Origin of the sequence: Paenibacillus xylanilyticus (assembly GCF_009664365.1) — a bacterium.
Taxonomy (GTDB): Bacteria; Bacillota; Bacilli; order Paenibacillales; family Paenibacillaceae; genus Paenibacillus; species Paenibacillus xylanilyticus_A.
Window position 1 is genome coordinate 4,497,553 of record NZ_CP044310.1, and the last position, 16,447, is coordinate 4,513,999.

A 16,447-nucleotide genomic window follows, 5' to 3' on the forward strand; every position below is an offset into this window, starting at 1 on the left:
ACTATGCTCCCACCCTTCTTCTTCCCACGCTAACGCTTAATGGTGACTTAAGTATGTTCATGTATTATGGAGTATTCATATCCCTGCTCGACCAAAAACATCTGACGGCGCAATGCAAACTCCTGTTCCTTGCTATCCTCTGATACCAGCGCATAGAAATAGGCTCTATTGTCACCAGGCTTAGGCCTTAAAATCCTGCCCAGTCGCTGAGCCTCTTCCTGCCTTGAACCATAACTTCCCGATATCTCAAGCGCAACAGCAGCGTCAGGAAGATCGACAGCAAAATTCGCCACCTTGGAAACGACAATGGTTTTAATTTCGCCTCGCCGAAAGGATTCGAACCACTTTACCCTTTCGTGTTGTGACATTGTACCCGAGATCAGCGGGGCGTCAATTTCCCGGGCAATGGTTTCGAGCTGGTCCAGATACTGACCGATCACAAGTGCAGGCAAACCATCATGTTGACGCAGTAATCGTCTGATCACTTGTAGCTTAGCAGGATTTTCCGCAGCAAGACGAAACTGATGTTTCCCTTCTGCCTCCAGATAGGTCGTTTTCAGATCCGTTGAAAAAGGAACACGTATCTCTTGACACTGCACATTAGCAATCCATCCTTGCCGCTCGAGGTCTTTCCACGGCATGTCATAAAGTTTAGGACCAATAAGGGAGAATACATCCTGTTCACATCCATCCTCCCTCACCAATGTTGCCGTCAATCCCAGCCTTCGCGTAGCTTGAATATCCGCAGTTGCCCGGAAGACAGGAGCAGGTAACAAATGCACCTCATCATAAATAATGAGTCCCCATTCCCGCTCACTCAGCAATTTAATGTGAGTAAAATCAGAATCTTTGGATTTTCGATGTGTAAGAATCTGATACGTAGCCACCGTGACAGGCCGAACCTGTTTTTTCTGACCGGAGTACTCCCCAATTTGATCCGAAGTAAGGGAAGTTTTATCCTGTAATTCCTGAATCCACTGCCGCACAGAGGTCGTATTGGAAGTCAGAATGAGGCATTCACATTGAAGACGTTCAAGCACAGCCATGCCAATGACTGTTTTTCCAGCTCCACAAGGCAGCACGAGCAGCCCGCTCCCTCCCATGCCCTCACTTCCCTCAAATGCGTCTACAGCTTCTTTCTGATAAGAACGCAGTTCAAAGGCTTTCGGATCGATATCGGTTTGATGATGTGTATTCTTTTCATTTTTCCAACCAAACGGAAGACGTGTTCCTGGGCGATAGCCTGCATAATCTAGTACAGGGTAGCCCAGACGCGTCAATTCTTGCTTGAGCAAGCCCCGCTGTTCTCCGCGAACGACAAGCTCATCCCGGGCAACACGCTCCATCCGAAAGGCCGCAATGGTTTTGAGACCACTTAATTCATCCAGCAGTTGTTCACTGTCTCCAACCAGGCGCAGGTGCTGGTGATCATGCTCCCAATGCAGCTTCAATTTTCCGTATTGTTCTACGATTCTCCGAATATCCTGCACAATTGCTGCGGGTACATTCCAGCGAGAAATGGACTCGAGACTGCTAACGACTTGTTCTGCACTCCAACCGAGTGCCGCAGCATTCCACAGGGATAATGATGTCATGCGATAGGTATGGAACCCCTCCGGCGTCTTTACAAGTTCGGCAAATACGCTTAGTCGTGTCCGTGCCTGCTCGAATCCCGGATGACCCACTTCCAGCAAAATCGTAAAATCCCGTTGAACAATACAGGCATCCGTCTTCTCCATGTCTACTCCTCCGATCCGGTACCAATTACGTTGTGCCTCAAGATAGATGCTCATGACAAAAAGTTCAGTTCCGGCACACCCAGAAATGAACCTTTACAGCCGACACCTACCCGGTAAATTTGCAAAAAAAGAGCACCCTACTTCTATGAGTAGGATGCCCAACTATACCCAAAACATTCTATTGGCCACCCATATAATCGGTAGCCATGGCAATAAAGAGCTTAACTGCATGCTGCATGGCATCTTCATCAAAATCAAACTTGGGATGATGATGTGGGTAAATGGCGCCTTTGTCCGGATTCCCTGCCCCGACAAACATGAAGCAGCCTGGAACCTGCTGCATATAATAAGCGAAATCTTCTGCTGGCATCAGCATCGGAGACGTGTGCACCTGTTCATCACCGAACACCTGAACGGCTTGGCGGAAGAAGCGGTCCGTTTCTTGCTTATCATTGACTACAGGCGGATAACCCATGATGTAGTTCACTTCCGTCTGTGCCCCATAGGCACCACCTGTTTGGGAAACGATGCGATGTACCCGTTCCTTCATGTCGGCTCTAGTTTCTTCATCAAACGTTCGGACGGTTCCACTCATTTTGCAGGACTCGGCAATGACATTCTGGGCAGATCCTGCCTGCATTGTACCAATCGTCAGCACCGCAGGTCGCAGCGGATCCACGGAACGGCTGACCACCGTCTGCAACTGCATGACAAGTGCAGAGCCTGCAACCAGACTATCCACGGTCGACTGCGGCATGCCACCATGCCCGCCCTTTCCTTTGATCTCAATGTAAAAGTCGTCAGCAGCCGCCATCAGCGGTCCTTCCTTGCTGGCTGCCACTCCGACCGGAAGAGGCGTCCACAGATGGATGCCATAGATCACATCCACGCCTTCAAGCGCACCATCCGCAATGACTTTCACAGCCCCGCCAGGAAGAAGTTCTTCCGCAGGCTGGAACAAAAAACGAATCTCGCCTTGGATATCAGCCTTGTGCTTACTGAAATACAATGCCGTTCCAAGTAAAATGGAAACATGTCCGTCATGACCGCAGGCATGCATTGCGCCTGCCTTCTGTGAAGCGTACTCTACGTCCTTCTCATCCTGGATTGGCAGTGCATCCATATCAGCCCGAAGCATGACGACTGGACCGGGCTTGTCCCCCCGAATCGTACCAATTACACCATGACCACCTACATGACGCTTCACTTCAACGCCAAAGCTCTCGAGCATATCCGCTACAAAAGAAGATGTCTTTTCCTCATGAAAGGAAACCTCGGGATTGCGATGAAGATGACGCCGCCATTCCACCATATGGATTTGCAGATCGTCCCACCATATATTATTTGTCATTTTCTCCCCATCCTTTCGATCTTGAACGGAACTTTCATCAAGTCCGAACCATCCTCTTCAAACCTATTGCTGTATATTGTAGCAGAATTGGAAGAAAACCGATACGAAAGGCCTTTCGAAAGCTTGCACGGGAAGGGGAAACATACTATCATGAACTAGAGAAATGCACGAGAATTATACTCGGAAGCTATGAGGAGGATCAGACGCTTATGATTTTTGAGAATACAGGCTTGGATGGCTTGAAAAGCGACTTGGCATACCTGGATGAGAGCGCCGAGAAAGTCGGATTTGTCCGGTGGCAATGGGAGTATTACCGTGCTACATATGACTACAAAATTGAAGATGACAACACCAACTCAGAATACTTTGTACGTATTAACACCCGTGTAGTAGATGGCAAACTTGAAAAACCAGATACCGTGCTCTCTGTCGAGGCTGTTTACCTTGGCAAAGCAACCTTTCCGCACGGTCTCGATTACAACTCTACCGTTCCGCAACCAGTCGTGAAGCTGGCCGCCCAAAAATTGCAGCAGCTCAAAGAACTGCTGGAAGCATAGGCTGGGCCAAATCATGAAACAACAATCGGCCCAAACGAAAACGAAGAGAGGCACGCCGGATTTTCAACTGCTAATCCTCACTTTATTGTTAGTGGGCTTTGGACTGCTGATGGTATTCAGCTCCAGTTCCAGCATTGCAATTGCAAACAGTAAATTTAACAATGACCCCCTATTCTTCACGAAAAAACAACTCATGTGGGCGGTTATCGGTTTAGTTGGAATGTTCTTTGCCATGAACATTCGTTTTAACAAATACAAGAAGCTCTACGCACCCTTTTTCCTGTTTACCACGGTTTTGCTAGTGCTCGTACTTGTTACTGGCGCAATGTTGAACGGTGCACGAAGCTGGATTCACATCTTTGGCTTTAGTCTCCAACCTGCGGAGTTTGCCAAAATTGCTATAATCCTATACCTTTCTGCACTTATCACCAAAAAAGGTGAACGCTTCAGGGACCTCAAGACAGGTTATATTCCTGTCCTAGTCATTGTCGGATTCATTGCAGGATTAATCATGCTGCAGCCGGACTTCGGTACCTGCTTCATTCTGGTTTCCACCTGTGGTCTCGTCATCTATGCAGGCGGAGCAAGCATGAAGCATATTATGGGTTCCATCCTGCTCGTCGTACTGGGAGGGGCACTCGCACTCGGAGCGAATGCCCTCTTCTCCTCCATGTCTCCTTCAGACGCTATTGACAGTACTACTGCGGCGGCTGCGGAGCAGAACTACAAAATTGGGCGTATTCAGGCATTCCTTAATCCGTTATCCGACCCTTCCGGAGGAAGTCTCAACCTTTTCCGCTCCCTTGTGGCCATCGGTGATGGCGGCATGACCGGTTCGGGTATTGGACAAGGTACGATGAAGCTGCATTATTTGCCGAATGCGTATAATGACTTCATTTTCTCCGTAATCGGGGAAGAGCTTGGTTTCCTGGGGAGTACGCTATTCCTTTTGGTTTATCTGTACTTTATCTGGCGGGGCATTATTGTCTCGCTGCGCTGTCCTGACCCGTTCGGAACGCTGGTAGGTATCGGAATCATGGGTTTGATCGCCATTCAGGCGTTCATCAATATCGGAGGCGTGACCCAGACCATACCGGTGACGGGGGTTACCCTTCCGTTTATCAGTTATGGAGGTACGTCACTCTTTGTGATGATGGTGGCCATGGGTATTCTGCTCAGTATTTCGCGTACGAACAACCAGGACGTCATTAAGGAAGAGAGAACCAAATCCGTAACGGTACAAACGCAAACACGTACTTCTCCCGCTCTTCGTTCACGGGATTCCAAATCCATTCGGCGCATTCGTTAACGGTGTACCGGAATAAAAAAAGACTTCGCATCCTAGGGATGTGAAGTCTTTTTTGGGTTAACTGGAGCTCAGAGAACATCATCTACGATCATCTGCTCTCCAGTCAATTTGGAGGTTAGTACCTTACAGGTCGTCGCCTTTGAAGGATACGCCTTCTACCTTCACGTTCACTTCGACAACGCGCAATCCGGTCATGGTCTCTACCGCTTCTCTCACATTCTGCTGAAGCATACGGGATACTTCATGAATCGGTGTCTCGTACAGGACGATGATGCGCAGGTCAATGGCTGCTTCCAGTTGGCCGACCTCAACGCCTACGCCTTTCTGTACGTTTTTACCGCTGAGACGTTTGGCCCAGCCCTCTGACAATCCTCCAGACATTGCGGCAATCCCCGGTGTCTCCATCGCAGCCATTCCGGCAATTTTCGCCACCACGTCATCGGCAATCCGGATGTTACCGCCTTCTAGTTGAAGTTGTTCTGCCATGCCACATCCTCCTTCACTTCGTTACTCGTATTTTAAATCCTTTCCACCCCAAAAAGCAAATTAAACTCGAAAACATGCGTTTACAACCTACCACCATTTGGTTATATTGAAATATGAAAATAATCTCATAAGGCTTTCATTGTCATTTAAAACAAAATAATTTTAACCGAGGTGTTTGTTGTGAGAAACCGGATTTCATCCATTTTGCTGATTGTCACCTTTGTACTCAGCGCCATTGCCCACTATCTGCATTGGAATCCGATCCTGCAGTTTGTGATTTCAGCCATTTCGGTTATTTTTGTGGCCGGTTTTTTAGGGAAAGCTACCGAAAATGTTGCTCACTATGCCGGACAGCGGCTTGGCGGATTCTTGAATGCTACGTTCGGTAACGCTGCCGAATTGATCATCGCCATTTTTCTGGTCAAAGAAGGACTATTCGACATGGTAAAAGCCAGCCTGACCGGTTCCATTATCGGAAACCTGCTGCTGGTGCTGGGGCTAAGCATCTTTGCCGGAGGACTCAAATTCAAAATTCAAAATTACAACGTCTCCCTTGCGGGACTAAACGGCTCCTTAATGATTGTGGCAATCATTGCCCTGTTCATTCCAGCTGTTTTCCTCAACACCCATTCGATAACTCAAAAGGACACAGATACGCTCAGCCTGATCGTCGCAGGGCTGTTGATTATTGCCTATATCGCTTGGCTCTTATTCTCGATGGTCACACACAAGAACTACCTCGCGGATGTGACGGTCGATGAAGACGAGGAATTGCCGCATGAACATGCGCCAGCGTGGTCCAAGAAAAAATCCATTCTATACCTGGTTATCGCCACAGTTATGGTAGCCTTTGTCAGTGAATGGCTCGTGGGTACTCTCGAGGTATTTACCGAAGAATTTGGTCTGAGTGAACTGTTCGTTGGTGCATTTTTGGTTGCGATTATCGGTAATGCGGCCGAACACAGTGCAGCCATTATGCTTGCCATGAAAAACAAGATCGGTGCCGCTGTAGAGATAGCGGTCGGCAGCAGCTTGCAAATCGCACTTTTTGTTGCACCTGTGCTTATTTTTGTGAGTTATTTTACGGGCACAACCATGGATATCGTCTTCACAACGATTGAGCTTCTTGCCATTGGTGTAGCCGTATTTATCGCCAAGTCGATTACCCAGGATGGTTCAACGAACTGGTATGAGGGACTGCTGCTGCTGGTTGTATACATCATTCTGGGGGTATCCTTCTTCCTGGTGTAACCTCATAAGCTTATTAGCTGCTGACATGATTAGCGGATAGCAAAAACAGTCTGGAAACTCGTTTCCGGACTGTTTTTTTAATGATCGGTTTACAGAGCCCTCTCTCGTTGTCGCACGTTAAAACATACAAAAAAAGCATGCAAAATGCCTGCATGCCTTCTATTCTGACCCGCACGATTGCAGGCTATTGCTCATTCTTTTTGTTCAAAGCTTCATATAGAATTGCCAGATTCCGCTCAAGCGCGCTTACCAGCTGCTTACCAGCACCTTCAGGAAGAAGCCCTGCACGAACAGCAAAATCGACTTCCTTGGAGAACCCATACATCTGTGTATCCAATACTTCCTCATAGAGAGGGCAGTAGCGGGTAGCCAGATTCTCCATCTGTACTTCAATAAGCTTCTGTATTTTATCTGCATCTTCTTGAAGAAGACTGATCGCTTTCATGTTCAGCTGGTCCTGCAGATCAGATGAAGTCATGCATTTTTCCCCCCTATGTCCCAAAAATCGCGTAAAGACGTTCTACCTCTAATATTAGACGAAATCAGGAGCTAATACAAGAACCTGACCAAAATAACCACTCAAAACGAAGGCTTGGACAACACGTATTTTAACTCCTCGGCAGCGGACCCAAACACCTGTTCATTTGTGTATACGAAAAAGCATCCCCGCCAAGACAGGCGGAGATGCTTCCTGGAATGATTACTCGGATGCGATGCTTACATTCAGACCATGTTTCGCAAATACTTCTGACATGGCTGCTTTTGCTTCATCTGCATCTGGTCCATGAACGTGAAGTTCATAGCTGTGTGTGCTGATCAGCGTGGTAAACAAACCGAGAATACTTTTCACATCAATATACTTGTTCTCCGAATGAAGCACGATTGAAGAAGTAAACTTGCCTGCTGTTTGAGCAATTTCCACTACAGCCGCGTTATTACTCGACATAGGAATCCCTCCGTCTTTTCACATTTGGTATCATCTATTAATTACCACTACATGATACCGTGAATCCGCTTTCCTAGCAACAGCAAAATCCCGCGGTTACTTCAATTGGTCTGGATTCAGGCATTCCAGCTCTGGAATCACAAAGATGCCGTCTTTGCGAATCAGCACATCGTCAAAGTAAATTTCGCCGCCGCCGTAGTCTGGGCGCTGAATCAGCACCAGATCCCAGTGAATGGAGGAACGATTTCCGTTATCCGTTTCTTCGTATGCCTGCCCAGGAGTAAAGTGCAGACTGCCTGCAATTTTCTCATCAAACAGAATATCCTTCATTGGATGCAGAATATGCGGATTGAAACCAATCGCGAACTCACCAATATGACGTGCACCGTCATCGGAATTCAGAATCTCATTCAGACGTTCTGTATCGTTACTTGTCGCTTCAACAATCTTGCCATCCTTGAAGGTGAACTTGATGTTTTCAAACGTTACCCCGTTGTACAGGGTTGCTGCATTATAACTGATTGTTCCGTTTACAGAATCACGCACAGGTGCACTGTAAACTTCGCCATCAGGAATATTTTTTTGACCAGAGCATTTCACTGCACCGATATCTTTAATGGAGAAGCTCAGATCCGTTCCTGGTCCTGTAATACGAACTTTGTCCGTACGGTTCATCAGGTTAGCCAGGGAATCCTGTGCTTTGTCCATTTTGGCATAATCCAGGTTGCATACATCGAAATAGAAATCTTCGAAGGCTTCCGTGCTGGTATTCGCAAGCTGCGCCATGCTGGCATTCGGGTAACGAAGCACAACCCATTTCGTATGTTTAACCCGCTGCTCGCTATGTACCGGATGGGAATACAGGGAGTTATACATTTTCATTTTTTCTTCCGGCACGTCGGACAGGTCGTTCACATTTTCGCCTGCACGGATACCAATGTAGCAATCCATTTGTTTCATGCGGTTCAGGTCAATCTCTGCCCAGGTTTTCATCATTTCTTCTGTAGCATTTTTCAACATCGCACGTTGTACCGTCTTGTCGGTCAGCTGTACAAAAACATTGCCGCCTTTTTTGCCTACTTCTTCAATAATAGCGTTGATCAGATCACGTTCCGATCCAATCATCTCAACCAGCACGTTCTCGCCAGGCTGTACATCTACAGAGTAGCCAACCAGGTTAGCTGCAAGTTTCTGAATTCGTGGGTCCTTCATCTCGTAAATCCTCCTGTCATCTGCCATTCAAAAAATTGAACAACGGTAAATTACGATACTATTGTAGCACGCTACTGCAATCCCGTCAGCAGGCAGACCCCACGTCTAATCATATGTTTTAAAATTAACATCCATAACCAGAGCTTCTTTATTGCTTTTGTTGCTTGCATCCTGGTACGTCACCTGGCTTTCCGAAGAGAGCCGCAGCGGCAAACTGGTCTTCCGATCCACAGTCAGATGATATACCGTTTGTACTTTGGCCTGTTTCATCATTTGCTCCATACTGTCTTCACCCTGCTGCCAAACCTGGCTCAATTCCTTCTCAAGCTTCGCCTTGCTCGTCCCTTTGATTTTACTCGCCCGTTGCATATATTCTGCCCTAATCGCGTTCATCTCGTCGTTCAACTGTGCTGCGGCCCAGGTCTTGGCATCTTCAGGTGCCAGTTCAATCCGCAGGATCCGTGTTCTTCGACCAGAACCGTATTCGGATTTTATCGTTTTGTTCATCCGGTCAATACTCTCCAGTTGGGCGATGGGGTTGTAACGGGACAGCGATCCACGGAGTGGTTCTTGTTCTGCGGTCAATGCCTCCCATTGCCCCTTTTTTCGCTGAAAAGAGGCGCTGAATCCGCTGGGTTGAGTAGTCAGATTAGCAGATGCAGCATGCATACCGTTTACCTTACTTGAACCTGCTGCAGTGACAGCTCCAGGGAGTCGTGTCTGCAGCGTTAGCTGATCATGATTTTCCAGCTTTCCTTCAAATTTGAACTGATTTTCAAAAAGTCCGCTGCTCTCTCTTCTTAACCCTGCTTCGCCTACAAAATCCAGCTTCTCTTTACCTGCAATACCGGATAAGGCCATGGAGAACACCTCTTCTGGAGTGCGTTCACGATGTATCAGCCCACAGCCCGGTGCAGAAAGGATAACAACGCTCAAAAGCAGCATTAATGTACGCATACCCTGCCTTGTAATCATCTAAAATCCATCCTTCCGTCCAAGGTTCTCCATAGCCTGCCCCTCCTGTATACCCTTATACTTCACATCAACGCAAACTTTGCTGCAAAAGAAAAAAGAGAGAACGACTCCAATTCATGGAATAGTTCTCTCTTAGCGTGTAACTTCCTGTTCTTCCAGCACGATCCGGTTGCGCCCGTTATGTTTCGCCTCGTAGAGCGCCATGTCTGCCCGGTAAAATAAGGACTCCACACTGACCTTGTCATCCATCCAGTTCCACTCGGCTATACCGCTGGATACGGTCACGGGTGGCCTGGTCTCTTCCGCCACTCGGCTGCGTATGACCTCTGCATACTCGAGTGCCTGGCGGATTCCCAGCTGCGGTACGTAAATGGCCAGCTCTTCGCCACCCCACCGGGCACAGATATCATCGGAACGAACGGAGGATTTAACAATATCACTAACCTGCTTCAGCACCTGGTCCCCGGTTTGATGGCCAAACGTGTCGTTCACCTGTTTGAACTGATCGATATCAACCACAATTAATGAACCACAGAATTCATGGGCCTGCTTTTCGTGAATGACACTATCGAGATAATGTCTGACGTACAGTCCAGTTAACATATCAAGGTTGGCCAAACGGCGAACCTCTGCATGCAGCGTTGCATTGGATAGAGCAAGTCCTACGTGAATGGACAGCATCTGCAGCAGACGATAATTATCGTATGAGAAATACTGCGGTTTGGGATGACCCAGCAAAATGGTTCCCTTCACTTGACCGTTGACTCGAATTGGTGAAGCCATCAGTGACATTGAGCTGGTAATCTCCATAAACACGGAAGACACTTTGGTGTACTGTGCATAATTGGACAGAATGAGCGGTTCTTCTGTCTGATACAGCAGACCAGCGATACCGTAATCCAGCGAAAAGGATTTATGACGCATTTCCCCAATATTGGATGACATCACTTCGAAACGATTCGTGGTGTCATTCAATTGAAGAATACAACAGGATTCAGCTTGAAAAATATCCTTTAACTCCAACTCGGCCATTTTATAAATTTCTTTCAATTGCAGACTTCTATTTAGACGTTGTGTCAAATCATTGATTAGACGAAGTTCCTGAATCAACATGTTCGATTGCTCATGTAATTTGGCATTCTCAAAGGCAGTTCCTGCCATATCCGCCATCATGGTGATAAGCTGCAAGTCGGGCTCCTCCATGAGCTCGTCATTCATCTCGATGTGAAACACACCATAGATACCCTGCTTCCCCTTGAGCGGAAGTCCGACCTCCACAATAGAGTTATCCTCCTGATCAGAGCGAATAACTATCGTTTGTCCATCTTTAAATGAACGGAGACAAATATCTTCCCCATGTTCATGGACAAGCAAAGGTCTGATTCTCGGATTGGAACTATTGCGATCTTGGGACATGTACAGATTCATGCGTGTGGTCGGATACAAGTAATCGATACTGTCAAATACCTCGTCCAATATGGCATCCACGTCCATTTTGTCATGCATCCGCTGCACGATCTGAAAAAGAATGGACCTCCGGTGCTCTTCACGCGCCGTTTGCTCATGAGCTTTTAGCAGATCTGCCATAAATATGTATTCAAATCTTCGGTAAAAGCAAGTACGATAATGCGCTGCCTCAGATCGAACAATCTCTTCAGACCTTTCATAACGAAGAGGCTCGTAAATGAAAGCTGTAAACACGGCGAACATATCCTTGTTGATTCTGGAAAACAGAGGCTCCGCAATGTATAGGAAATCCCCGTGTTCATCTGAACCCCGCATTGATTCCGCCCGTCCAGTTTCAAGACACATCATGACCGTCTGAACTGATTCAGGCCTGTCCATAGACTCATCGGCGGTCGTCGCTACACAATTACCTTCTGTATTCCATACGCTGTAAATCGCAGATGATGCGCTCCAGTTCGAATCATGCTGAGTCAGCCAATCCGTATAGGCTTGCTGCAGCAAGTTTTTCAAATATGAGAAATCAAAAGGTGTAATATCCATTTGCTGCATCCAGAACGCATGCTCATTGCGCTGAGCTGCAGAAGATGCGGAATCGCCCGAACTTGGCGAATGCATGCTGGCTGGTAAACTTCCTAGATGTTCTAACATGTCAGGCGCTCCTTTGCACCGTTTTTGCAACCTCTAATGGGATGCATTAATCTGCAGACGTTATCGCAAACCTGCAAAAACCTTACGATAACCTTAATGTACATGATCATTTAAAGTTAAGATACATTCTATTTTACTCTCTTTATTGCTTTTTTGCATCCATATTTCAGAAAATTGTCCCATTTTTTTGGGCCTAATGACCTATCGACAAATTTAGACTTTTTTTTGCCTTTCTCCTACTCTTGACTTTGTCTCTTTTAAACTGTAATATAAATTGTTGATGAAGACTACTAATGGGTCTTTAAATTTGGGCATTACCGGTTGTGTCACCCTCATTCTTTTTGTTGCTTTCAGGACAGCGGCTGAACTTTCCTGATTGACGTATGTGTGGCCTAGCCCGCATCAACAAATTGGAGCGCAAACAGAGCCCTATATGAACTTTAACTAAAAAGGAGCTACTATAAACATGGCACGTTACACTGGTCCTAAATTTAAATTGAGCCGTCGCCTCGGCATTTCCCTGAGCGGAACAGGCAAAGAATTGAAACGTCCTTTCCCTCCAGGTCAGCACGGAGCTAACCAACGCAGAAAAATGAGCAACTACGGTATGCAGTTGCAAGAAAAACAAAAACTTCGCCACATGTACGGTTTGGGCGAAAAACAATTCCGCACTCTTTTTGCTAGAGCGCAAAAAATGCAAGGTATCGCCGGTGAAAACTTCATGTTCTTGCTTGAGTGCCGCCTTGACAACCTCGTTTACCGTCTTGGATTTGCTAACTCCCGTGCAGGAGCACGTCAGTTGGTATCCCACGGTCACGTAACAGTAAACGGTAAAAAAGTCGATATCGCTTCTTACCAAGTAAGCACTGGCGATGTAATCGGCCTGCGTGAAAGAAGCCGCGGTCTTTCTTCCGTTAAGGAAGCTTTGGAAAACCGTTCGCATCTTCCAGCATACCTTGAATTCAACGACGCTGCTGTAGAAGGTAAATACATCCGTCTGCCTGAGCGTTCCGAGTTGTCCCAAGATATCGACGAAAAACAAATCGTCGAGTTCTACAACCGTTAATCGTTGGAATTTCGGTAAAGCATCACACAAAAAGCGATTCGAGATTTTCTCGGATCGCTTTTTTGTTGTCTGCAAATTTTTGCATACAGGATTTAGTAGGCATGAAAAATTTCAAATTCCATAAAATAATGGCAATTTTCGACCATTGCTTGTATTTCTCAGGCATGCAAACCCGCCTTTTTATGCTATAATAAGTGCTGTTAAAAGGAGGAAGACACTGAATGGTTGATGTTAATAAGAAAAAGCCCGATGAACAGCCTGCCCGCAAGCGCAGCTTCGCCCGCAGACTGGGCAGTGTCGCCAAATGGATGGTTGTCCTGGGTTTTATGGGGGCGCTATTTGTAGGTGGTGCTCTGATGGGATACGTCAGTTCCATTGTAAAAGACGAGCCCGTCCGCTCCAGGGCCCTGATTGAACAAAAAGTCAGCGAAAACTCCATCACAGGCTTTGCTTACTTTGCCGACGGTAGCCCGATCGGTCAATTACGTACGGAAGAAGACAGGCGTCCGGTCACCTTTGACCAGATACCACAGAAAGTTATTGATGCTGTCATATCGATTGAAGACAATCATTTTTACGAACATAAAGGTGTAGATATGAGCGGAACGCTCCGAGCCGTGAAGCAGAAGGTGCTGAAAGAGTCTGTGCAAACGGGCGGAAGTACGCTGACTCAGCAATTGGCACGGCGTGTGTTCTTGAATCTGGATCGTACCGAGGACCGCAAAGTCAAGGAGATACTGCTGTCCTTGCGACTTGAACGATTCCTGACCAAGAACGAGATCATGACCGCGTATCTGAATAAAGTTCCTTTTGGTAACGGCTCCAGTGGATATAACGTGTATGGCATCAAGGCAGCTGCCAAAGGATTGTTCAACATTAATGATCTGGAGAAAATAAACACGGCTCAGGCAGCCTATCTTGCCGGATTGCCTCAGCTCCCCTCCTCTTACTCAGCCTTTAACGGAAAAGGCGACTTTGTAGAGGATAATTTTGAGCGTGCAATCAACCGCCAGCATCTGGTATTACGTCGTATGCTTGAGCTTGGCAAAATCAATCAAACCGAGTATGACGAAGCTATTGCTTTTGATATCAAGAGTTCACTGGCACCGAAAACCGTCAAGGCTTACAACACTTATCCATATCTTATGATGGAAACCGAACGCCAGGCTGCACAAATTTTGATGAAACAAATGAATGCTGACACAGCAGCTGAAGGAAATTCCGAAGGTTCAGATTCTACCGAGGATGGAACCCAAAAGGAAAGCAGTGCTCTGCTCGAAGAAGCTCAGCAGCAATTGCGTACAGGTGGTTATCGCATATACACAACGATTAACAAAAGTGTGTACAAAACCATGCGTACCATTGCCGAGAATGACAGCAATTTTGCTGCAGACGATCCCAAAAAAGGAAAAGAACAGACTGCAGCCATCATGATTGATCACAAAACCGGGGCTATCCTGGGCATGATTGAAGGCCGAAGCTTCCAGGATGAACAGATGAACTATGCAACCCAGATGGTGCGTCAGCCAGGTTCGACAATGAAGCCTATTGCCGCCTACCTGCCTGCTCTGGAAGAAGGACTGGTTCAACCAGCGTCCATCATTGATGATTCACCGATCATTCTTAAGGATGGAGGCTCAAACGGCTTCCATATTCCGAAGAATGCGAACAATCGCTATCAGGGACTTGTAACCGCTCGTAGAGCGCTGAACTATTCCCTGAACGTTCCTGCGCTGAAACTCTTCAATGAAGACGTCGGGATCGAAAAAGCCTGGGCATTCTCCAAGAAGCTTGGCATAACGACCATTCAGCAGCAGGACTATCAGGCTCAGACGGGTGTTCTCGGGGGACTCCAGTACGGTGTAACCGTGGAAGAACTCACGAATGCTTACGGAGCTATTGCGAACAATGGGGTATATAACGACTCATACATGATTAGCAAAATTGTAGACTCCAAAGGAAATATCGTTTATAAGCATGAATCCGAACCTGTTCAGGCATTTTCCGAACAGACAGCGTACCTGATGACAGATATGTTAAGAACCGTAATTACCGAAGGTACTGCGGATAAGGTTCGCGAAACGTATAAATATACGAAAAGTGCACCTGTCGTAGGAAAAACCGGTTCAACGCAAAACTATGCGGATGTCTGGTTTGAAGGCTATACGCCTGATGTTACGCTTGGTGTGTGGGTTGGATACAAACAGCCTGTGAACACCCTTGAAACCAAATCTCAGCGTAAACGTGCCCAGCAGCTCTGGTCTCAGATTATGAATGAAGTCGTTGCTACCGACAAGGAACTGTTCGTGACGGATTCATTCAAGAAACCATCGGGCATTGAAACACGTACAGTATCTGCTTATAGCGGCAAATTGCCAACATCACTGACTGACAAATTTGTAACAGATATTTTCAACAGCAAATTTATTCCCAAAGATAGTGATGATGGTGTCGCCAAAGCAAAATACATTACCTACAATGGTGTAAACTACATCCCTCGTGATGAAACACCTAGCGACATGCTGAAGGAGAAGACGGTTATTAAACGCAAGAAACCGATCTCCGATCTGATCAAGGAATTGCAAAATGCATTCTCACGGATGAGCCGGCACGAATCCCTTGCCTATTACCTGCCAGAAGATGCGGATGCAGACATGCCAACACAAGTCGACCCGAGATCGGACAATGGCAAGGCACCAGATGCACCAGGAAATGTGCGGATATCCGTAGCTAATGGCAAAGCTGTAATTACATTTAACGCTACGCCTGAAAATGACGTTGTCGGATATCGGTTGTATCGCTCCGTAAATGGTGCCGGCTTCCAGAACCAGGGCCAAGTTGTCCTGACAGGTGAATCCAGATCATTTACAGCATACGCACAGGGCGGGAATTTCACCTTCTATGTCACTGCTGTCGATGTAGCCGGCAAAGAGTCTGCTCCTAGTGCTACGGTTAGCAGTGCAGGAGTGTCAGATCCACTCCCGGATGAGGAAGTAAAAGAACCGATCAATGTTCCTGGAACCATCGTTGAGCCGGAAGAAAATGAAAACACTGACGCTGCAACCACCGTTCCAGGTACCCCTGGACAGGTTAGCGTAGCAGCGCTCACCCAAGGATTGCGCATTCAATGGGCCTCCAATCCGGAGAGCGATGGTGTGCAGAGCTATGCCGTCTATTACAGTGAAACGGGCTCTGCCCCTTACACCAAGATTGGCACAACTTCGGGTACCTCAATGGATTACGGTGTACCTGCCTCTGCTAGCGGATGGTTCAAAGTATCTGCCATCAACAGTGTAGGAGAATCCGAACCCTCTGTTGCTGTCCCATATCAACCGTAAGGATGCCGTAACGCACGTTTTTTAAGCCCCCACCCTCTCATTAGAGGATGGGGGCTTTTCTCATAATAAAAAGCCTGATCTGCATCTTACGCAAATCAGGCT

13 protein-coding genes are annotated in these 16,447 nt (G+C 47.0%); 5 read left to right on the forward strand and 8 right to left on the reverse strand.

What is annotated here, in order from left to right; translation table 11 throughout:
• Positions 1-47: 47 nt before the first annotated feature.
• Positions 48-1,739, reverse strand: coding sequence for a DNA repair helicase XPB (locus F4V51_RS19965; RefSeq protein WP_153979362.1), 1,692 nt, complete (start codon positions 1,737-1,739; stop codon positions 48-50).
• A 178-nt stretch (positions 1,740-1,917) separates the two neighbouring features.
• Complete coding sequence (locus tag F4V51_RS19970) at positions 1,918-3,090, reverse strand: M20 family metallopeptidase (RefSeq protein WP_153979363.1); 1,173 nt, start codon at positions 3,088-3,090, stop codon at positions 1,918-1,920.
• A 209-nt stretch (positions 3,091-3,299) separates the two neighbouring features.
• Between F4V51_RS19970 and F4V51_RS19975 the strand changes: the two genes are divergently transcribed.
• Together F4V51_RS19975 and ftsW are read left to right on the forward strand one after the other, a co-directional pair.
• The gene (locus tag F4V51_RS19975) at positions 3,300-3,647 is read left to right on the forward strand and encodes a YugN family protein (protein WP_095290231.1); all 348 of its coding nucleotides are present in this window, start codon (positions 3,300-3,302) and stop codon (positions 3,645-3,647) included.
• Between the two features lie 13 nt (positions 3,648-3,660).
• Positions 3,661-4,956 carry a putative lipid II flippase FtsW gene (ftsW, locus tag F4V51_RS19980; RefSeq protein WP_095290229.1) on the forward strand — a complete coding sequence of 432 codons (1,296 nt, stop codon included), beginning with the start codon at positions 3,661-3,663 and terminating at the stop codon, positions 4,954-4,956.
• 123 nt (positions 4,957-5,079) lie between these two features.
• Here the strand turns inward: ftsW and F4V51_RS19985 are convergent, their stop codons facing one another.
• Positions 5,080-5,442 carry an Asp23/Gls24 family envelope stress response protein gene (locus F4V51_RS19985; RefSeq protein ID WP_095290227.1) on the reverse strand — a complete coding sequence of 121 codons (363 nt, stop codon included), beginning with the start codon at positions 5,440-5,442 and terminating at the stop codon, positions 5,080-5,082.
• Positions 5,443-5,622: 180 nt separating this feature from the next.
• On the opposite strand from F4V51_RS19985, the gene cax reads away from it, so the two are divergent.
• Positions 5,623-6,693, forward strand: coding sequence for a calcium/proton exchanger (gene cax / locus F4V51_RS19990; protein WP_153979364.1), 1,071 nt, complete (start codon positions 5,623-5,625; stop codon positions 6,691-6,693).
• 184 nt (positions 6,694-6,877) lie between these two features.
• Here the strand turns inward: cax and F4V51_RS19995 are convergent, their stop codons facing one another.
• From F4V51_RS19995 to F4V51_RS20015, 5 genes are all read right to left on the reverse strand, one after another.
• Positions 6,878-7,171, reverse strand: coding sequence for an Fpa/YlaN family protein (locus F4V51_RS19995; RefSeq protein ID WP_095290224.1), 294 nt, complete (start codon positions 7,169-7,171; stop codon positions 6,878-6,880).
• A gap of 222 nt (positions 7,172-7,393) precedes the next feature.
• Complete coding sequence (locus tag F4V51_RS20000; RefSeq protein WP_095290222.1) at positions 7,394-7,639, reverse strand: HPr family phosphocarrier protein; 246 nt, start codon at positions 7,637-7,639, stop codon at positions 7,394-7,396.
• A 96-nt stretch (positions 7,640-7,735) separates the two neighbouring features.
• A complete protein-coding gene (locus tag F4V51_RS20005) occupies positions 7,736-8,851 on the reverse strand; it encodes an aminopeptidase (RefSeq protein ID WP_095359374.1) in 1,116 nt (371 codons plus the stop codon).
• Between the two features lie 105 nt (positions 8,852-8,956).
• On the reverse strand, positions 8,957-9,826 hold the full coding sequence (locus F4V51_RS20010; protein WP_153979365.1) for a V-type ATP synthase subunit E family protein: 870 nt from the start codon (positions 9,824-9,826) through the stop codon (positions 8,957-8,959).
• Positions 9,827-9,958: 132 nt separating this feature from the next.
• Positions 9,959-11,941: a sensor domain-containing diguanylate cyclase gene (locus F4V51_RS20015; RefSeq protein ID WP_153979366.1), complete on the reverse strand. Its 1,983-nt coding sequence runs from the start codon at positions 11,939-11,941 to the stop codon at positions 9,959-9,961.
• Between the two features lie 466 nt (positions 11,942-12,407).
• On the opposite strand from F4V51_RS20015, the gene rpsD reads away from it, so the two are divergent.
• Positions 12,408-13,007, forward strand: a complete 600-nt coding sequence (gene rpsD / locus F4V51_RS20020) for a 30S ribosomal protein S4 (protein ID WP_095290216.1) — start codon at positions 12,408-12,410, stop codon at positions 13,005-13,007.
• Between the two features lie 221 nt (positions 13,008-13,228).
• Positions 13,229-16,345: a penicillin-binding protein 1A gene (locus F4V51_RS20025; RefSeq protein WP_153979367.1), complete on the forward strand. Its 3,117-nt coding sequence runs from the start codon at positions 13,229-13,231 to the stop codon at positions 16,343-16,345.
• Positions 16,346-16,447 lie beyond the last annotated feature (102 nt).

Excerpts from the sequence above, each read along its gene's own strand:
- F4V51_RS20005 (WP_095359374.1), bottom strand. The coding sequence starts at position 8,851 with ATGAAGGACCCACGAATTCAGAAACTTGCAGCTAACCTGGTTGGCTAC.
- F4V51_RS19965 (WP_153979362.1), bottom strand. The coding sequence starts at position 1,739 with ATGGAGAAGACGGATGCCTGTATTGTTCAACGGGATTTTACGATTTTG.
- F4V51_RS20025 (WP_153979367.1), top strand. The coding sequence starts at position 13,229 with ATGGTTGATGTTAATAAGAAAAAGCCCGATGAACAGCCTGCCCGCAAG.
- F4V51_RS19995 (WP_095290224.1), bottom strand. The coding sequence starts at position 7,171 with ATGACTTCATCTGATCTGCAGGACCAGCTGAACATGAAAGCGATCAGT.
- F4V51_RS19970 (WP_153979363.1), bottom strand. The coding sequence starts at position 3,090 with ATGACAAATAATATATGGTGGGACGATCTGCAAATCCATATGGTGGAA.
- F4V51_RS20010 (WP_153979365.1), bottom strand. The coding sequence starts at position 9,826 with ATGATTACAAGGCAGGGTATGCGTACATTAATGCTGCTTTTGAGCGTT.
- F4V51_RS20015 (WP_153979366.1), bottom strand. The coding sequence starts at position 11,941 with ATGTTAGAACATCTAGGAAGTTTACCAGCCAGCATGCATTCGCCAAGT.
- F4V51_RS19975 (WP_095290231.1), top strand. The coding sequence starts at position 3,300 with ATGATTTTTGAGAATACAGGCTTGGATGGCTTGAAAAGCGACTTGGCA.
- rpsD (WP_095290216.1), top strand. The coding sequence starts at position 12,408 with ATGGCACGTTACACTGGTCCTAAATTTAAATTGAGCCGTCGCCTCGGC.
- F4V51_RS19985 (WP_095290227.1), bottom strand. The coding sequence starts at position 5,442 with ATGGCAGAACAACTTCAACTAGAAGGCGGTAACATCCGGATTGCCGAT.
- F4V51_RS20000 (WP_095290222.1), bottom strand. The coding sequence starts at position 7,639 with ATGTCGAGTAATAACGCGGCTGTAGTGGAAATTGCTCAAACAGCAGGC.
- ftsW (WP_095290229.1), top strand. The coding sequence starts at position 3,661 with ATGAAACAACAATCGGCCCAAACGAAAACGAAGAGAGGCACGCCGGAT.